This is a genomic window from Trichocoleus sp. DQ-U1 (assembly GCF_039961925.1).
Classification (GTDB): Bacteria; Cyanobacteriota; Cyanobacteriia; order Cyanobacteriales; family FACHB-T130; genus FACHB-T130.
In genome coordinates, this window is sequence record NZ_JAMPKB010000029.1 from 55,608 (window position 1) to 71,295 (window position 15,688).

Below are 15,688 nucleotides of genomic sequence, written 5' to 3' on the forward strand. Positions count from 1 at the left end.
TCAATTCAGCCTCGACAAGGCTATCTTGTTCTGGAGGGAGTGTTTGCACTTCACTCAGCACTAAAAAACTACTTAGGACGAAAAATCGGGATAATCAGTAAACTTCTGTTGGCACTGCCTATCTTACTAGATTTACTCCTTATAAGAGGCTAACGTAGACTCTATTTTGTGAAGCATTTGAACAACTTCTGAAGCTGATTCTTTGAAAGCAGTTTTAGCCAACTCTGGATTCTCTTTAATCCAGGTTTCTACTTCGTGAAGAAGAGTCTTTTTGCCCTCCTGTCGATATTTACTATTTGGCATCTGCAAAACAGAATCTATCTTTGATTGAAATTCTTTAGGATAGTATCTTTCAAAATCATGCTCACTGAACTGTAAAAAATGATCCTCTCCCCATCCACTGCTGGTATAAGTCCTCTTTAATCTTTCGATTACTTTCTTTTCCTCATCACCTCCATCTATGACAACCCAGGCTAAATTCTTATAAATAGGCTGTAAATGTAAAAAAACGAATAGCTTATTGAAATCCTCAAATTTGGTCTCAACTTCATTCACCGAACGAGCTGAAAATGTCCTGAGTCTGTCTTTCAATTTTGGAGTAAACCAAGGAATCAAAAACTCTCTAATAATTTTTTCTGCTGTTGACTCTTCAAGGATTAACCAAGCAGACCATATGTCAAAATCGAAAAATTCATAGCCTAGTTCCTCAAGAACATGCAAACGAGCCTCTGATGAATTACCGACTTCTTCAATCCTTGAGGTGGGAAGCCGCTCCTCAAATTCCATTGTTACTCGAAACAATTTACTCTCGGATTGAGAACCCAGGTACTTCACAACTATGTTCGAGTGTGTTGTAATTATGAATTGATTAGTCTCGGCTTTCTCAGCAATAAGTTTAAGGAGTTTCTTTAGTGCCTTCGGATGGACATCATTTTCTGGCTCCTCAATCAGGAAGAGCTGGTTGTTAGCAACGCACAAATCCACAATAAGCCCAACTAAATTAGCAATACCTTCTCCCATCGCTTCCAAGGGTATGTTCTCAAAATTACTTACAACATAAGCAGCCTTTTTGCCGTTTGCTGAAGGTATTGCTGTTATTTGAAATCCTAGTATGTCTCTACATGCCTGAACGTATTGTTTATTTGCAGGCATTTCAGGATTAGAAATACGATCTATCTTGGCATACAAATTTGAAAAATTCCCTCTAACGGAAGAAGTAGAACTTAAATTAACCAGTTCTTCATAAGAGGCAACCTTTCTTCTTGAGAGATAGGGATAAATGAAATTATCAGGTTCCTGATTAGGAATTGAGTGGGAGTAAAAACCAATGTTTGTCTTTGTCAAGATTGGTGATTTATTGGTGACTGATTGTTGAAGATCAGTATAACTGTCAAAAATTTCTAACCTAATATTATCAGGGAACCTAAAATCAACTTTAAGTGTCTTATCTAAATGAGGATTATGATTAAAAAATTGTTTAATGTCATTTAATTTTATCTTAACAAATCCATTTTTTTGAGATAACCGTAGATCAGTAGAAGATAAAATTGAGCCTTGTTGTATCCAGGCTACTGATTTCAGTAGTGTTGATTTACCAGAATTATTAGGACCAATGACTAAATTAATTCCCTTCGATAATCCAATACTTGCACTAGCAAAACTTCTAAAGTTACTTAACTCGACTTCGGAAACCCACATATAGTTAGCTTAGTATAAACACAACAGTAGCTACAGTCACAATTATATAAGCTTTCAAAAAATGGCAGGTTTACCTCTCTTAGCAGTTCTACAGGGAACCCAAATAAAACGAGACATCCGGTTGCACTTCCTCACAGCCTGTTTTACGGTAGGTGCAGTTGTCGTCACCGTCTAAATCAATGTTTCAGTGCTAGAAGGTATTCGTCCCAAGTTGCATTCACCCAGGTATCGGTTGGTAGTTTCGCTTGTAGTTGGCTCATAACAACCCTTTTGGCTACCGATTTCTCACATCTTAACGTAGGAGAGATCACCTCCCGTTATCCCCAAAACAGGGATAACAAGATGACGCGACTGCCACTGGATATCCTGGCACAGGATGCGATCGCTACTTTGACCTAGAACCATGCTCAATGCGATCGCACACTCTGGATGTAGAGAATGAACAGTGCGATCGCGCAAGATTGAAACTGGGACAATAACCAAACATTCAGTTTGTCATAATTTATTTACCGACTTAGCCAAAAGGCCTATCCAAATAGTGTAATTTGCGAACCTAGAAACAATGATTATGCAAGCTGAAGATAAAAAAGTTTACACAGATGAAGAATATCTTGAGTTTGAGGTTAACTCAGAAAAACGGCATGAATATATCAATGGTGAAATTGCCCTGATGACTGGCGGAACCCCCAATCACAACAAAATTGCTGGTAACTTCTATGCTGCGTTAAATTTTGCGCTCAAGCGCCAGCCCTATGACGTTTTCTTTACAGACCAACGGCTCTGGATTCCTAAAAAACGTATCTATACTTATCCAGATGTCATGGTAGTTCAGGGTGAGTTGCAATTACAAGAAGGACGGCGAGACACCATTACTAACCCGTTAATGATTGCTGAAGTGTTGTCAGCATCTACTAGAAGCTATGACAAAGACGCAAAATTTACCGCCTATCGTACCATTCCCAGCTTTCAAGAGTATCTCTTAATTGACCAATACACCATGCACATTGAGCAATACTTTAAAACCGAGCAAAAACGCTGGATATTTTCTGAGTATGACGATGCTAATGAAATAATATCTCTAAACTCCCTTCCATTCCAAATAACGCTTGCCGATATATATGACAGAGTTGAGTTTGAGTCAGTAGAGGTAAGCACCTGAAGATATTATTGTTGAACTTATTTCAATGTCTTGATTTTTGCCAATAGCGATCGCACACTCTGGATGTAGAGGATTAACAGTGCGATCGCTTCTTTTATTACAGACTCGAATTGCTTAATCAGTAGAAACAAACCAGTCGAGAAGTTTTCGGGCGATGCTCAGTTTAGGAGGAATCAACGGTAGGTTGTCTTTACTAAACCAAGCAGCATCCTCCAATTCTTGCGGATCGATGATAATGTCGCCACTGGCATAGATGGCGGTGAATCCAATCATCAGCGAGTTCGGAAAAGGCCAATGTTGCGAACCGAAATAGCGAATATCCTTGACTTCTATGCCAACTTCCTCCCGGACTTCGCGCACAATTGTTTCTTCGAGTGATTCTCCCGGTTCGACAAATCCAGCGATCAAACCGTACATTCCTGCCGGAAACCGAGAAGCACGAGCCAATAATATGTCCTCACCACGAGAAATAAGTACAATCACCGCAGGCGAGAGGCGAGGATAATTGACTAACCCACACTTCAGACAACGCTTGGCACGTTCGTTGGGTAATTGGGTTGTGGGAGCCGCACACTGTCCGCAATACTGATGGGTGCGATCCCATTCCATAATCTGAATGGCACGACTGCTGAGCGCATACAAGTCTTCGTCTAAAGTGCCATACAATTCGCGCAGTCCTTGCAAAGTCATGCCATCGGCTATCACCGCATCTTTCGACAGTTCCGCCGAGTAACAAGGTCTATCGTCCAACGTGCCGAGAAATTGCGATCGCACGGGCACCAAGCCAATCTCTGCCAAACTGATGAGGGTGGGAATTGTGCTGAGTGTCCCTTCCCGTCGAACCAACAGCTGATTCCCGACAAAGGCGAACCACCACGCAGGTTCAGATTGTACTGGAGGTGGAGCAATGCCAGGGATGAAAGTTCGATACATATCCGAGTAGAGTGCGATCGCGTAGCCTGCCGGAGGCAGTCGCCTTCATCGTATCATTGCGATCGCATACAGCATCATACAAAAAGCCGCCCGATCGGGGCGGGACTTTATACCCAGTTTTCGATAATACGATGTGTAATTCGTAGCCGTGCGGGGCAAGTTTTAGCCAAAAAACGCTAAAAAGCCCAAGGGCGTCTTTCCGTGTTTCGACTCCAAGGGCTTTTCGCTATAACTTTCACTCCTCACACTTACATCATGTTGCTAAAGACATAATTTTGCTATACACCTTCTGACAGATATTGAAGTGGATCGGCGATCGCTCTTACTCAAGAATCAGGCTTGAACCGACTCAAACCCCTGTAATATCTGCGTTTGAGTTTCTGAATTCACTATGCTGCCAAGCACGGTTAACCGCACCCAGAACAGCGAGTAATGATGCCGTGACAATATTGGAATGGATACCAACGCCGTAGAAAGAACCTGGGAAGCGATCGCCAGCAACCTCAACATAAGCGATCGCAGACGCATTGCTACCCTGGCTGAGTGAGTGTTCGTCATAACGATCGATGCGAATGCCAAGATTTAGCGCCTTTAGGAATGCATCAATAGGGCCGTTGCCTTTTCCGGTTAGAGCGATGCGTTTCCCGTTCATCTCTAGCGATACTGCGATCGCTTGTTCATCGCCGTCTGTTTCCGACAAGTGGTGAGAGAGGTACTTAAACGGGGATACTGCGTGCAAATACTCTTGCTCGAATAGCTTCCACAGATCCGTTGCAGACATTTCCTGCCCGGAAGCATCCATTGCCTTTTGCACCACTTGGCTAAACTCGATTTGCAACCTGCGGGGCAATACCAGGCTGTAATCCCGTTCTAGCAAGAAAGTAATGCCACCCTTACCCGATTGGCTATTCACCCGAATCACAGATTCGTAGCTGCGTCCCACATCGGTTGGATCGAGTGGCAGATACGGAACTTCCCAGATTCCATCCGATTCCTGTACCGCCAAGCCTTTCTTGATCGCATCTTGGTGAGAACCAGAAAAGGCAGTAAATACCAAATCCCCAACATACGGATGGCGGGGATGAATTGGCAATTGCGTGCAATCTTCCACCGTTCTCGCCACCATGTTGATATCAGAAAAATCCAAACCGGGATGGATGCCTTGGGTGTAGAGGTTCAGCGCCAGCGTCACCAGATCCACATTTCCAGTGCGTTCGCCATTGCCAAACAGACAGCCTTCAACTCGATCCGCACCTGCCATCTGCGCCAGTTCTGCTGCTGCAACGCCGCACCCGCGATCGTTATGGGGATGGACGCACAAAATTACGCTATCCCGTCGCGCCAAGTTACGATGCATCCACTCGACTTGATCTGCGAATACATTAGGCGTTGCCACTTCAACAGTTGCAGGCAAATTGATAATGGCTTTGTGCTGCGGTGTGGGTTGCCAAACATCCAGAACGGCATCGCAAATATCTTTAGCAAAATCCAGTTCAGTCGCCGTAAAGGTTTCTGGAGAGTATTGGAAATACCAATCAGTCTCCGGTTGCGCTGCTGCAAGTTCGTTCATCAGTTGCGCTGCGGATGTTGCCATCTCGATAGTACCCGCGCGATCGAGATTAAAGACGGTGCGGCGGAAGACTGGAGAGGTGGCATTGTAAAGATGCACGATCGCTCGTTTTGCACCTTGCAATGCTTCAAAGCTACGACGAATTAGATGTTCGCGGGCAGGGGTTAAAACCTGAATTGTGACGTTATCGGGTATTAATTGCTGCTCGATTAGGCGGCGGACGAAATCAAAGTCAGTTTGTGAAGCGGAGGGAAATGCAACTTCGATTTCTTGAAACCCAATTTCGACTAAAAGCTTAAACAGACGTAACTTGCGTTCAACGTGCATCGGCTCGATTAGTGCCTGATTGCCATCGCGCAAATCGGTACTCAGCCAGATGGGAGGATGGGTAATGGTTTTCGAGGGCCAAGTGCGGTCTGGTAAGTTAATGGGGGCAAATGAACGATATTTGGTTCCGGGATGCTTCAACACGATCGATATTTCCTATATTTTTGGTGTTTGTGAGATGCTGTGGCGATCGCAATCGAGTTAAACCAAGAGTTGCCAGGTTGCGACGCAGACCAATCCTGACAACCCACCAACAGTCGCAGTAACATCTCAAGTGCTGTATGAAGTCGCATAAAAATCTCCAAAAAAATTGGTGAATGAATGGCAATGCCGCACTTGCCCGCGTAGGCAAGGAGATTTAGGCTTGGAATGGAAAAACTTGATTTAAGTGGTAAAAAATTATTTGCGCCCAAGGCGCAGCAGCAGCCCTAGCCCTAGTAGTCGGCTAGTGGAGTAGTGTAGAGATTGCTGCCGTGGAAGCATGAGATTGAGACAATAAACTATGGATATATTAGCCCTAGACCTTACAAGGGTCAATATTCAGATGGACATACTTTGGTAACATAACGCCAATCAACTTGCGATCGCACGAGCACCAACTCGATCTCACCCGCTGTTAACTTCAAATTTAATTTGGGAACTATAAAGGTAGCAGCCTTCCTAGAAGTTTGCTGCTCTTATGGTCTGTGCGCGGAGACAGGAAATGCAGCCGATGTCGATAACGCAGAAATTCCCAGTTAAACTCGATCGCACTTTTTTGACAGCAGCGCTGGTAATTCCGATTGTTCACCTCTATTTAGGATACGTAGGATTATCCACGACCTTTGTAAATGGTGCCTCCGTATTTTGGCCTTCACTCGGTGTCTTTTTGGCAGCGATGCTGCTACTAGGCTATCGCGTCTGGCCTATTTTATTTGTGAGTGATTTCATTGTTAGTCATATTCTTTTTTTCCCAAACAATCTTTTAATCAGTCTGATTATTCCCGCTGTCAACCTGCTCACTCCATTCAGCGGGACTTTTTTAATTAATCGTTATATCAAACGCCACAATTTTTTAGAGCGATCGCAAGATGTTTTTAAATTTATCATCCTGACCATCCCCACCCCCCTGATTAGTTCCCTCTTGGCTGCCGTCACGCTTTGCACCAGTGGGATTGCGCCCTGGACAGCATTTGCAGAAGTGTGTCGAACCTGGTTGGCATCAGACACCACGGGAATTTTGGTCGTTACACCCCTATTGCTGGCATGGTGGCAAAAATCTGAATTTAAAAAATTCGACAAGCAACAAATTCTCGAATTTGTATTTGTATTGGTCTGGGTAATCGCGCTCGATCATATTGCCTTTTCGGGAGGATACCCAATCGAATACATGGTAATTCCCCCCCTGATTTGGGCGGCATTTCGGTTTGAAGCGCGGGTATCAACGCTACTCGTGCTAATTGTGTCAGCGATCGCAGTTTTTGGAACCGTTCGCGGCTTCGGCTCGTTCGCCAAACAAGCCACTCCCAACGAATCGCTGATCCTGCTGCAATCGTTTATTTGTGTCATTGCTATCACCACATTTGTCATCTCTGCGGTGACGAATGAAAACCGCAAGGCAGAAAGAAAACTTCGGCAAGCGAATGATGAATTAGAGCAAAGAGTTGAAGAACGGACGACTGAACTCAATGAGGCGAAGAATTCTGCCGAAGTTGCCAACCAAGCTAAAAGTGAATTTCTTGCCAACATGAGCCACGAACTACGCACTCCCCTTAACGGTGTTCTGGGATATGCTCAAGTTCTTTCTGCTGCCCCCAATCTTACCGAACAGCAACAACACGGCATCGACATTATCTATAATTGCGGCTCTCATTTGCTAACGCTGATCGAAGACGTACTCGATCTCTCTAAAATCGAAGCGCGTAAGATGGAACTGCATTTGAGCGATTTACATCTACCTGGCTTCCTGCAAGGAGTCGAGGAAATTTGCCGCATTCGCGCCGAGCAAAAAGGCATTCAGTTCATTTATCAGCCACCCGATAATTTGCCCACAGCGATCGCAACTGACGAGAAACGCTTGCGGCAAGTGTTGCTGAACCTCTTGGGCAATGCGATTAAATTCACCGACGCCGGTAGCGTGACATTCCGAGTGGAGGTGACTGAAAATCTGCTGCAACCAGCGTTCGCGAAGCTTCGCTTTGCGGTTGAAGACACGGGTATTGGGATGTTACCCGAACAACTAGAGCAAATTTTCCTCCCCTTTGAGCAGGTTGGCGATACCAAGCGACAAGCGGAGGGGACTGGATTGGGACTTGCGATCGCCAAAAAAATTGTCGAACTCATGGGAGGGGACATCTACGTTAAGAGCTTACCGAAGGTCGGTAGTACCTTTGAGTTTGAGATCGAGTGTGCTTTCTCGACGAACTCAATAGTAAGCAACATTTCCAGGGGGCGAATTTCTGGTTATTCGGGCGATCGCAAAAGCATTTTGATTGTGGACGATCGATGGGAAAATCGCTCGGTCATGGTTAACTTGCTGCAACCGTTGGGATTCACCGTCATTGAAGCCAGCAACGGACGGGAAGGGTTGGAGAAGGCGCATCAAGTTCAACCAGATTTAATCATTACTGACCTGATCATGCCTACCCTGAATGGTTGGGATTTGCTCGCGCTGCTGCGCCAGTCAGAAACGTTAAAAGATTTGCCAGTCCTTGTGTCATCGGCAAGCGTGTATGATGCCGATCGCCGTAAAAGCCTTGCCGCAGGCGGCAACGATTTTCTGGCTAAACCCGTGCAAGTCGAGGAACTATATCGACTCTTGGCAAAACATCTGCACCTGGACTGGATCTATGCCGATGCAAAACCTATTGAACGTGCGATCGCAACGCCCTTCGCAAACGCAACCCCAACCGAACTTGCTGTGCCACCCCTATCTGAACTGTCGAGCCTACTGGAATATGCCAAGCGAGGACAAATCAAAGGCATCCAACAAGAACTGGAAAGACTTGCCCAACTAGATGAAAGTTATCAGCCGTTTGCCAACAAATTAAGTTTGTTAGTGAAAGAATTTAATATTCACAAAATTCGCAAATTTCTTATAGAAACTGTAGGTTAATTGCCCCGTATTTTATCTTCATGAATAAACCAATAGTCAAAAAAGGAGCAGTTATAAAATGTTATTTAATTCCGATCGCGAAATCGTTTTAGTGGTTGATGATAATCCAACTAATCTAGAATTATTATATAACGCCTTGGGTTCATCTGGCTATGAAGTTTTGGTAGAAATGGATGGTTTTAGTGGAATTGAGCAAGCTAAGAACTATCCGCCAGACTTGATTTTGCTAGATGTCCAGATGCCAGGAATTGATGGGTTTGAAACCTGCCGTAAATTGCAGCTCGATCCGTCTACAAAAAACATTCCAGTAATTTTTATGACGGCGCTGACAGATACCACAGACAAAGTGAAGGGATTACATTTAGGAGCAGTAGATTATATTACAAAACCCTTCCGTCATGAAGAGGCACTTGCTCGGATTCAAACCCATTTAAAAATTCGCCGTTTGAGCTTAGAACTTGAACAACAAAAGCAAGAACTTGAGGAAATTGTTCAAAAACGCACAGCCGAACTAACCTGCACGTTACAAGAACTAAAAAAAACACAATTGCAATTAATTCAAAATGAAAAACTGTCTACAATTGGTCAGTTAGTTTCTGGCATTGCTCATGAGATTAATAATCCAGTTGGTTGTATTTATGGCAATTTAGAGCAAGCGAGTCTTGCTGTTAAAGATGCGGTTGATTATATACGTCTTTATCAAGCCAAGTTTCCAAATCCTGGCATAGAAATTGAACAAAAAGCGGAAGAGATTGATCTTGAATATCTTCTAGAAGATTTACCAAAAATGTTCTTATCTATGCATACAGGAATCGATAGAATTCGCAACATTAGTACATCCCTTAGAACATTCTCCCGTGCTGATGTAGATTACAAGGTATCAGTTGACATCCATGAGGGACTTGAGAGTACCTTGATGATTTTGCAACATCGTTTGAAAGCTCAGAATTATCGTCCAGCAATTCAAATCATTAAAAATTATGGTGAAATTCCTAAAGTTGAGTGTTATTTAGGACAACTCAATCAGGTATTTATGAATATTTTGGCAAATGCAATCGACGCAGTGGAAGAAGCGAACTTGGGTCACACCTATGAAGCGATTAAAGAAAATCCCAACCATATTATTGTTCAAACCGAAATGAAAGATGAACATCAGGTTGCAGTCCGAATTGCAGATAATGGCATGGGGATGACGAAAGATATCAAGCAACGCATTTTTGACCATCTATTCACGACTAAACCTGTTGGAAAAGGAACAGGTTTAGGATTAACGATTGCTCATCAAATTATTGTTGAAAAGCACGGAGGAACGCTCGAAGTCAATTCTGAATGGGGACGAGGCACAGAGTTTGTGGTAACGCTTCCGATTGTGTAATCTAGTCTTTAAAACTAGATTAGATGAATCAATCCCTCAATCAGCTCTAGTTTTGACTGTAAAATTATTAGTGAAACTGCTGCTGTAAGGTGGCAATAATTTTGAGAGCAGCTTGTAGTTCTTGGATAGCGATCGCCCGATCAACGATCGTGTTAACCAGTTGAGCTGTGGGTAACGGGAACATCCCCTAAATTGCAAATACACGCCCGTTGGTACAATCCTATTCTTTACCAGTGGCAAGAGTGCGAAATGGATGCAACGCCTGCCAGTGGTAAAGGATTTAAAAAAGCGCAATTAGTAAGGCAATGGGTGCTGCAAGTAATATCCACATCGTCGGCTGCAAACCATACTGTTGAGCAACCAAACCCAGTGTAAACGGAGCTAACCCCCCCACAAAACCTGCCAGGTTGTTGAGCGTCATGACGGTTCCGCTCTGCCCCGGCATCGCTGTGTACAATTGCCCCTGGAGAATAGAGTACCATCCGGAATTAAGGAGGCCCAGAAAGCAAAGAATGACCAGCTTGAGATTGATATTGGGTACAAGCAAAAAAGCTGGATAAAGACACAAAACAAGGATAGCGCTAACCTTCAAATAAGCAAGTCCTTGCACTCGTTCGAGTAAGGGAATCAGGAGAAAATCTCCCAATAAGCCAAACCCCAACCAGGCTGTGAGAGCGAAACTCGCTTGTGTGTTGTTTACACCCACGACATCAACGAAATACAGTGCTAAAAAGCCACTCAAAACATCCAGCATTAAATCGGAAAATTGCAACAACGTTAACCAACGCAACACGTTACCTCGTTTTAAGCTTTGGATAGCATAACGGATGCCATCTTTGAAGCTGTGCGTGGGTTGATCAATATCAGAGGATGCCGTTGGAGTTGCGATTGGATACTGCCACAACATTCCGACAAGTAATCCCGTCAATACCGCCAATAGTAAAAACACACTCCGCCAACTTTGATGGAATGCGATCGCACCCGCTAAAGCCAAAGGTCCAAGGACATTGCCAAGCGAACCCGCCAATGCCCACCGTGCCATATTATGCTCGTGGCGCGTCGGTTCCATGTCCATCAGTGTCGCCTGGGAAAGACTGACAAAGGCACCAGATGCCGGATAAAACAGCACAAAGGCGACTAATAACCACGAAAAGTTATCGCTAAGAGAGATGAGGAGTAATGCGATCGCAAACCCAACACCTCCCCCCAAAATCAATTGCCGTCGTTGACCAATATCTCCCCAGATTCCCAGAATTGGCTCTATCAAACTGCTGATCGTATTAGGTATCGTCAGCAACAGCCCCACTTGCACATAGGAAAGATGCAGGTCATTGCGAATCAACGGATAAGCAGCACCCCGCACTCCATCCACCAGCTCGTCTAATAGCTCAATGACCAAGAAGATAATCGTTAATAAAATGACAGTCCTGGTCGTTTTGTTTTTACTCTCCAATGACATCGTAAAATTCTCCCATCCTCAAAATTTGAACACCAGCGCAACATCTTCACGGCGTTGGCGAAAGGAGGAGGAATCCACGAACAGACTCTCCGCCTTAGTTGTAAGGCGAATCGTGCGTTGAATTCGGTTCTAGAAGCTTACCAGGGAGGGAAAATCATAGAAGCGAAGGGTAAAGAAAAGGCTTACAAATACGTCTGTAGCCTATTGTAGGCATATCAGAAGACAGTTTGTTTTGGCTATGTAGAAGCTCTACAGGCTCAAAAGTTCGCAGCAATACATAAATACTACTGAGGCGGTTGGGATATTATATAAAGAAAATCTAGATAACATCCCAATTTGGGGAGTTGGACACACAGGAACTCCCCAATCATGAGTTAGGTGGCTTAAGCTGTTGGTGAGGTCGTACATGGAAGTAGTCGGTAGGACATTCAATAGTTCTTGGTATAGATAGTCTGCTAGATGATAAATAAAGAAAAATTTCTCGACGAGTTGCGTGAAATTGCAAGACAACATGATGGTTGCTGTCTCTCTAATGAATATGTAAACTCCAGTCATAAATTACTCTTTAAATGCAAGCATGGACACCAGTTTGAATCTTGCCGAGATTACCTCAAAGCAGGCAATTGGTGTCCTTTCTGTGCTGGACGAAGAAGAAATATTCAAGATTTGCAGGAATTAGCAAGTAAACATGGGGGGTGTTGTTTATCTGAACACTTCTTAGGCATGAACACCAAGCACCTGTGGGAGTGTGAACAAGGACATCAATGGAAAGCGATCCCACAAAATATTAAAACTTTAGGTAGATGGTGCCCAGTATGCGGGCGTGCCAATAGTGATAAAAATAGAAGAAGACATACCATCGAAGATATGCAGAAATTAGCTAACTCGTTTGGAGGTTTGTGCCTATCATCTAAATTTGAAAGTGTTATCAAGAAGTTAACCTGGCAGTGTTCAGAGGGTCACATCTGGGAGGCAGATGCACACCACATAAAGTATGGTAGATGGTGCCCTGTATGCGCTCAAAAAAATCGTGCGGAGAAACGTAAAAGCCACACGATACAAGAAATGAAAACATTTGCCATTGATAAAGGCGGTCGATGTCTATCTCCAATATTTATTAATGTTAAACAAAGCATATTATGGGAGTGTGCTAAAGGTCATCAATGGATGGCTAATGCTGACAATATTATCAATGGAGGAAAGTGGTGCCCTGTCTGTGCAGGAAACCAAGCAAAGACACTCGAAGAGATGCAAAGTCTTGCATCAGAACGTGGAGGAAAATGTTTATCAACTACTTATGAAGGAGTTAACAAAAAACTTGTATGGGAGTGTCGAGAAGGACATCGCTGGGAAACAGTTCCAGCAGTAATTTTCAGAGGAGGGTGGTGCCCTATTTGCAGTGCTGGTTTAGGGGAGCGTATTTGTCGAGAATTTTTTGAACAACTTTTGGGGCATCCTTTCAAAAAAGCTAGACCAAGTTGGCTCCGAACTTCTGATGGACATCAAATGGAACTTGATGGTTATTCTCAATCCCTAAAGATTGCATTTGAGCATCAGGGAACACAACATTACAATAACGTTAAATACTTTCATTCATCCAAAAGCAAGTTAGAAAAAATTAAAAATAACGATCAACGAAAACAAGATTTATGTAGAGATAATGGAATAATTCTTATAGAAGTTCCATCAATTTTAGAAATGCTTGGTGTTAACAATGTCAAATCCTTTATCTGTGAGGAACTATTAAAAAATAATATTTCACTACCTCCTGGTTTTCATAGCAAAGAGATTGATCTAGAAACAGTATACTGTCCTAATAAATTAGGAGAACTACAAGCTATCGCACTAGAACGTTGCGGAATATTGATTTCCAAGAAATATTTGGGGATATTTGAGCATTTAGAATGGGAATGTGCCGAAGGCCATCGGTTTAGAGCAGCACCAAATAATGTAAAGAATAGTGGTAGTTGGTGCCCAAAATGTCTTGGCAGGGGTAGAGATATTCAAGATATGCGTTCTGTAGCAGCTGCTCGTGGTGGAAAATGTTTATCGAAAGAATATATTAACAGTATCACTCCTCTCCTGTGGGAGTGTCAGGAAGGGCATCAATGGAATGCTAGACCGAATAATGTGTTCTTTGGTACTTGGTGCCCCATATGTGCCAAGAAAAATAGATGGTTCCAAAGGCGAATTTCAGTTGCACCAGACGTCACTTAATCCCCCCTCATCTGACGGTAGGGATATCTCGGTGGTAATGCAAAAGCTACTTGCCGCCGCACAATTTCACCGTTGGGCATCTTGCAAATCCAGCCCTGCTTCAATCCCGGCGTAGCAGTGACTGTCAAGGGATACCCTACTGCAATGTAAGAGTTCAAGCGATCGCTTAAATCAGCACTTGACATTCTTGGACAATTTATTTAACTTTGTAGTTAATTAACTGAACGGTTAAATAAAAGTGTCTTCCGATCAACTGAGCGTCACCTTTGCCGCCCTTGCCGATCCCACCCGGCGTGCAATCCTAGCTCACCTCGCCAAGGGTGAGGCATCGGTGACTGAGTTAGCAGAACCCTTTGAGATGAGCCTTCCTGCCATTTCCAAGCATCTCAAGGTGCTGGAGCGTGCCGGACTGATCGCGCGGGGTCGGGAGGCTCAATGGCGGCCCTGCCAGATCAAAGCGGAGCCACTCAAGGACGCAATGGATTGGATCGAGCAATATCGCCAATTTTGGGAAGAGAGACTTGATCGGCTGGATGATTACCTGCACGAGTTACAAACCCAGGAGAAACAAGATGGGCAATAAAAATGATTCCATTGATGCTCAAAGCGATCGCGAGATCGTCATCACCCGTGTCTTCAACGCGCCCCGCGAACTGGTGTTCAAGGCGTGGACTGACCCGGAACACATAGCGCAGTGGTGGGGGCCGAAAGGCTTCACGACCAAGGTGACTGAGCTGGATCTGCGTCCAGGCGGTAAATCTCGCTACGTCATGATTGGCCCAGACGGCACAGAGTACCCAGGCAAAGGTGTCTTCCGCGAAATCGTGCCTCTTGAACGGATTGTTACCACTGATGAATTTGATGAAGGCTTTGAAAAGGTCGTGAATGCCGATCTGCCAAAGGGAATGGTGATGACGGTGCTTTTCGAGGATTTGGACGGCAAGACCAAGCTCACACTCCGCATTGTGCATGAGTCTGCCGAAGACCGCCGGAAGCATGAGGAGATGGGGGTTATTGGTGGGTGGAACTCCAGCTTTGACTGCCTTGATGAGTTCTTGGCGACGGCTTGAGTCTCCTTTACCACCCATGAGACGGTCAACTGGTGGTCTTTTGTGAAACGACTCAAGCGGAACATTAGTGTCGCCTTGCCGATACTTCCATATATGCAATGAACTCTCAAAGGGAGAAAAGATGACTACTAAAATTTTCGTGAATCTGCCCGTAAAAGACCTGAATCAGTCTGTCGAGTTTTTTACGAAACTTGGCTTCAGTTTTAACGCTCAATTTACTGATGAAACGGCGACTTGCATGATTGTCAGCGATGACATCTTCGTGATGCTATTAACTCACGACAAATTTAAGACGTTTACTCCGAAAGAAATTTGTGATGCAACCAAAAGCACAGAAGTCCTGGTTTGCTTATCTTCTGACAGCCGAGAACAAGTCGATGAAATGGTTCGCAAGGCAGTCGCCGCTGGTGGATCAACCTACAATGAACCACAAGACCACGGTTTTATGTACGCACATGGGTTTCAAGATTTAGATAGTCACATTTGGGAACTTGTCTACATGGAACCTAGTGCAATAAATCAAGGTTGAAAATGGAATCAGAGGAATGCCATTCAAGGGTCGATCGTTGTGGTAGTGAAAGGAATTTCGGGTTGAGCGATCGCTAACGCAGACTGCAACGCCTGGAAGCGGTTTTCCAGTTACTAAATTTGTGGCGATCGCATATCTAAAAATGGTAGTCCTAAACAAGTAAGGATGCATTGTAATAGTGGACAAAGTACCACACGGCACCAATATGATTCTCTAACTTCTTAGAGAACGATAATGTCTTTCTCACTAATCGGGAT

At 44.1% G+C, this 15,688-nt stretch carries 13 protein-coding genes and 2 pseudogenes; 7 read left to right on the forward strand and 8 right to left on the reverse strand.

The features are described from left to right. Positions 1 to 132: 132 nt before the first annotated feature. The 3 genes and pseudogenes from NDI34_RS14335 to NDI34_RS14345 all read right to left on the reverse strand — a co-directional run bounded on the left by NDI34_RS14335 (position 133) and on the right by NDI34_RS14345 (position 2,181). Positions 133 to 1,698, reverse strand: a complete 1,566-nt coding sequence (locus tag NDI34_RS14335) for an AAA family ATPase (protein ID WP_348232979.1) — start codon at positions 1,696 to 1,698, stop codon at positions 133 to 135. A gap of 97 nt (positions 1,699 to 1,795) precedes the next feature. Then, positions 1,796 to 1,958, reverse strand: a pseudogene (locus NDI34_RS14340) (Uma2 family endonuclease); the annotation flags it as partial. 25 nt (positions 1,959 to 1,983) lie between these two features. Next, positions 1,984 to 2,181: a hypothetical protein gene (locus NDI34_RS14345; RefSeq protein ID WP_348232980.1), complete on the reverse strand. Its 198-nt coding sequence runs from the start codon at positions 2,179 to 2,181 to the stop codon at positions 1,984 to 1,986. Between the two features lie 79 nt (positions 2,182 to 2,260). On the opposite strand from NDI34_RS14345, the gene NDI34_RS14350 reads away from it, so the two are divergent. Beyond that, positions 2,261 to 2,857: a Uma2 family endonuclease gene (locus tag NDI34_RS14350; RefSeq protein WP_348232981.1), complete on the forward strand. Its 597-nt coding sequence runs from the start codon at positions 2,261 to 2,263 to the stop codon at positions 2,855 to 2,857. Positions 2,858 to 2,971: 114 nt separating this feature from the next. On the opposite strand, the gene nudC is transcribed toward NDI34_RS14350, so the two are convergent. Next, positions 2,972 to 3,790, reverse strand: coding sequence for an NAD(+) diphosphatase (gene nudC / locus NDI34_RS14355; protein ID WP_348232982.1), 819 nt, complete (start codon positions 3,788 to 3,790; stop codon positions 2,972 to 2,974). Between the two features lie 349 nt (positions 3,791 to 4,139). Next, positions 4,140 to 5,831: a 2-isopropylmalate synthase gene (leuA, locus tag NDI34_RS14360; RefSeq protein WP_348232983.1), complete on the reverse strand. Its 1,692-nt coding sequence runs from the start codon at positions 5,829 to 5,831 to the stop codon at positions 4,140 to 4,142. 568 nt (positions 5,832 to 6,399) lie between these two features. Between leuA and NDI34_RS14365 the strand changes: the two genes are divergently transcribed. Then, positions 6,400 to 8,781: an MASE1 domain-containing protein gene (locus tag NDI34_RS14365; protein ID WP_348232984.1), complete on the forward strand. Its 2,382-nt coding sequence runs from the start codon at positions 6,400 to 6,402 to the stop codon at positions 8,779 to 8,781. Positions 8,782 to 8,839: 58 nt separating this feature from the next. Then, positions 8,840 to 10,156: a response regulator gene (locus tag NDI34_RS14370; RefSeq protein ID WP_190528289.1), complete on the forward strand. Its 1,317-nt coding sequence runs from the start codon at positions 8,840 to 8,842 to the stop codon at positions 10,154 to 10,156. A 280-nt stretch (positions 10,157 to 10,436) separates the two neighbouring features. Here NDI34_RS14370 and NDI34_RS14375 read toward each other — a convergent pair whose 3' ends face one another. Further along, a complete protein-coding gene (locus NDI34_RS14375; protein WP_348232985.1) occupies positions 10,437 to 11,615 on the reverse strand; it encodes an MFS transporter in 1,179 nt (392 codons plus the stop codon). A gap of 459 nt (positions 11,616 to 12,074) precedes the next feature. Between NDI34_RS14375 and NDI34_RS14380 the strand changes: the two genes are divergently transcribed. Next, the gene (locus NDI34_RS14380) at positions 12,075 to 13,832 is read left to right on the forward strand and encodes a hypothetical protein (RefSeq protein ID WP_348232986.1); all 1,758 of its coding nucleotides are present in this window, start codon (positions 12,075 to 12,077) and stop codon (positions 13,830 to 13,832) included. Here the strand turns inward: NDI34_RS14380 and NDI34_RS14385 are convergent. Next, positions 13,829 to 14,017, reverse strand: coding sequence for a hypothetical protein (locus NDI34_RS14385; RefSeq protein ID WP_348232987.1), 189 nt, complete (start codon positions 14,015 to 14,017; stop codon positions 13,829 to 13,831). The two genes, NDI34_RS14380 and NDI34_RS14385, sit on opposite strands and share 4 nt — an antisense overlap. Positions 14,018 to 14,070: 53 nt before the next feature. Here NDI34_RS14385 and NDI34_RS14390 point away from each other — a divergent pair, with 53 nt between their 5' ends. The 3 genes from NDI34_RS14390 to NDI34_RS14400 all read left to right on the forward strand — a co-directional run bounded on the left by NDI34_RS14390 (position 14,071) and on the right by NDI34_RS14400 (position 15,431). After that, positions 14,071 to 14,415, forward strand: coding sequence for a metalloregulator ArsR/SmtB family transcription factor (locus NDI34_RS14390; protein ID WP_190412492.1), 345 nt, complete (start codon positions 14,071 to 14,073; stop codon positions 14,413 to 14,415). Then, positions 14,405 to 14,902 carry an SRPBCC domain-containing protein gene (locus tag NDI34_RS14395; RefSeq protein WP_348232988.1) on the forward strand — a complete coding sequence of 166 codons (498 nt, stop codon included), beginning with the start codon at positions 14,405 to 14,407 and terminating at the stop codon, positions 14,900 to 14,902. The genes NDI34_RS14390 and NDI34_RS14395 overlap by 11 nt, the downstream gene beginning before the upstream one ends. 121 nt (positions 14,903 to 15,023) lie before the next feature. Further along, positions 15,024 to 15,431, forward strand: a complete 408-nt coding sequence (locus tag NDI34_RS14400; RefSeq protein WP_348232989.1) for a VOC family protein — start codon at positions 15,024 to 15,026, stop codon at positions 15,429 to 15,431. A gap of 151 nt (positions 15,432 to 15,582) precedes the next feature. On the opposite strand, the pseudogene NDI34_RS14405 reads toward NDI34_RS14400, so the two are convergent. Beyond that, a pseudogene (locus NDI34_RS14405) lies at positions 15,583 to 15,688 on the reverse strand (IS1 family transposase); the annotation flags it as partial.

Coding starts and splice junctions, on each gene's coding strand:
- nudC (WP_348232982.1), bottom strand. CDS start 3,790: ATGTATCGAACTTTCATCCCTGGCATTGCTCCACCTCCAGTACAATCT.
- NDI34_RS14385 (WP_348232987.1), bottom strand. CDS start 14,017: ATGTCAAGTGCTGATTTAAGCGATCGCTTGAACTCTTACATTGCAGTA.
- NDI34_RS14375 (WP_348232985.1), bottom strand. CDS start 11,615: ATGTCATTGGAGAGTAAAAACAAAACGACCAGGACTGTCATTTTATTA.
- NDI34_RS14350 (WP_348232981.1), top strand. CDS start 2,261: ATGATTATGCAAGCTGAAGATAAAAAAGTTTACACAGATGAAGAATAT.
- NDI34_RS14370 (WP_190528289.1), top strand. CDS start 8,840: ATGTTATTTAATTCCGATCGCGAAATCGTTTTAGTGGTTGATGATAAT.
- NDI34_RS14395 (WP_348232988.1), top strand. CDS start 14,405: ATGGGCAATAAAAATGATTCCATTGATGCTCAAAGCGATCGCGAGATC.
- NDI34_RS14335 (WP_348232979.1), bottom strand. CDS start 1,698: ATGTGGGTTTCCGAAGTCGAGTTAAGTAACTTTAGAAGTTTTGCTAGT.
- NDI34_RS14365 (WP_348232984.1), top strand. CDS start 6,400: ATGTCGATAACGCAGAAATTCCCAGTTAAACTCGATCGCACTTTTTTG.
- NDI34_RS14380 (WP_348232986.1), top strand. CDS start 12,075: ATGATAAATAAAGAAAAATTTCTCGACGAGTTGCGTGAAATTGCAAGA.
- NDI34_RS14400 (WP_348232989.1), top strand. CDS start 15,024: ATGACTACTAAAATTTTCGTGAATCTGCCCGTAAAAGACCTGAATCAG.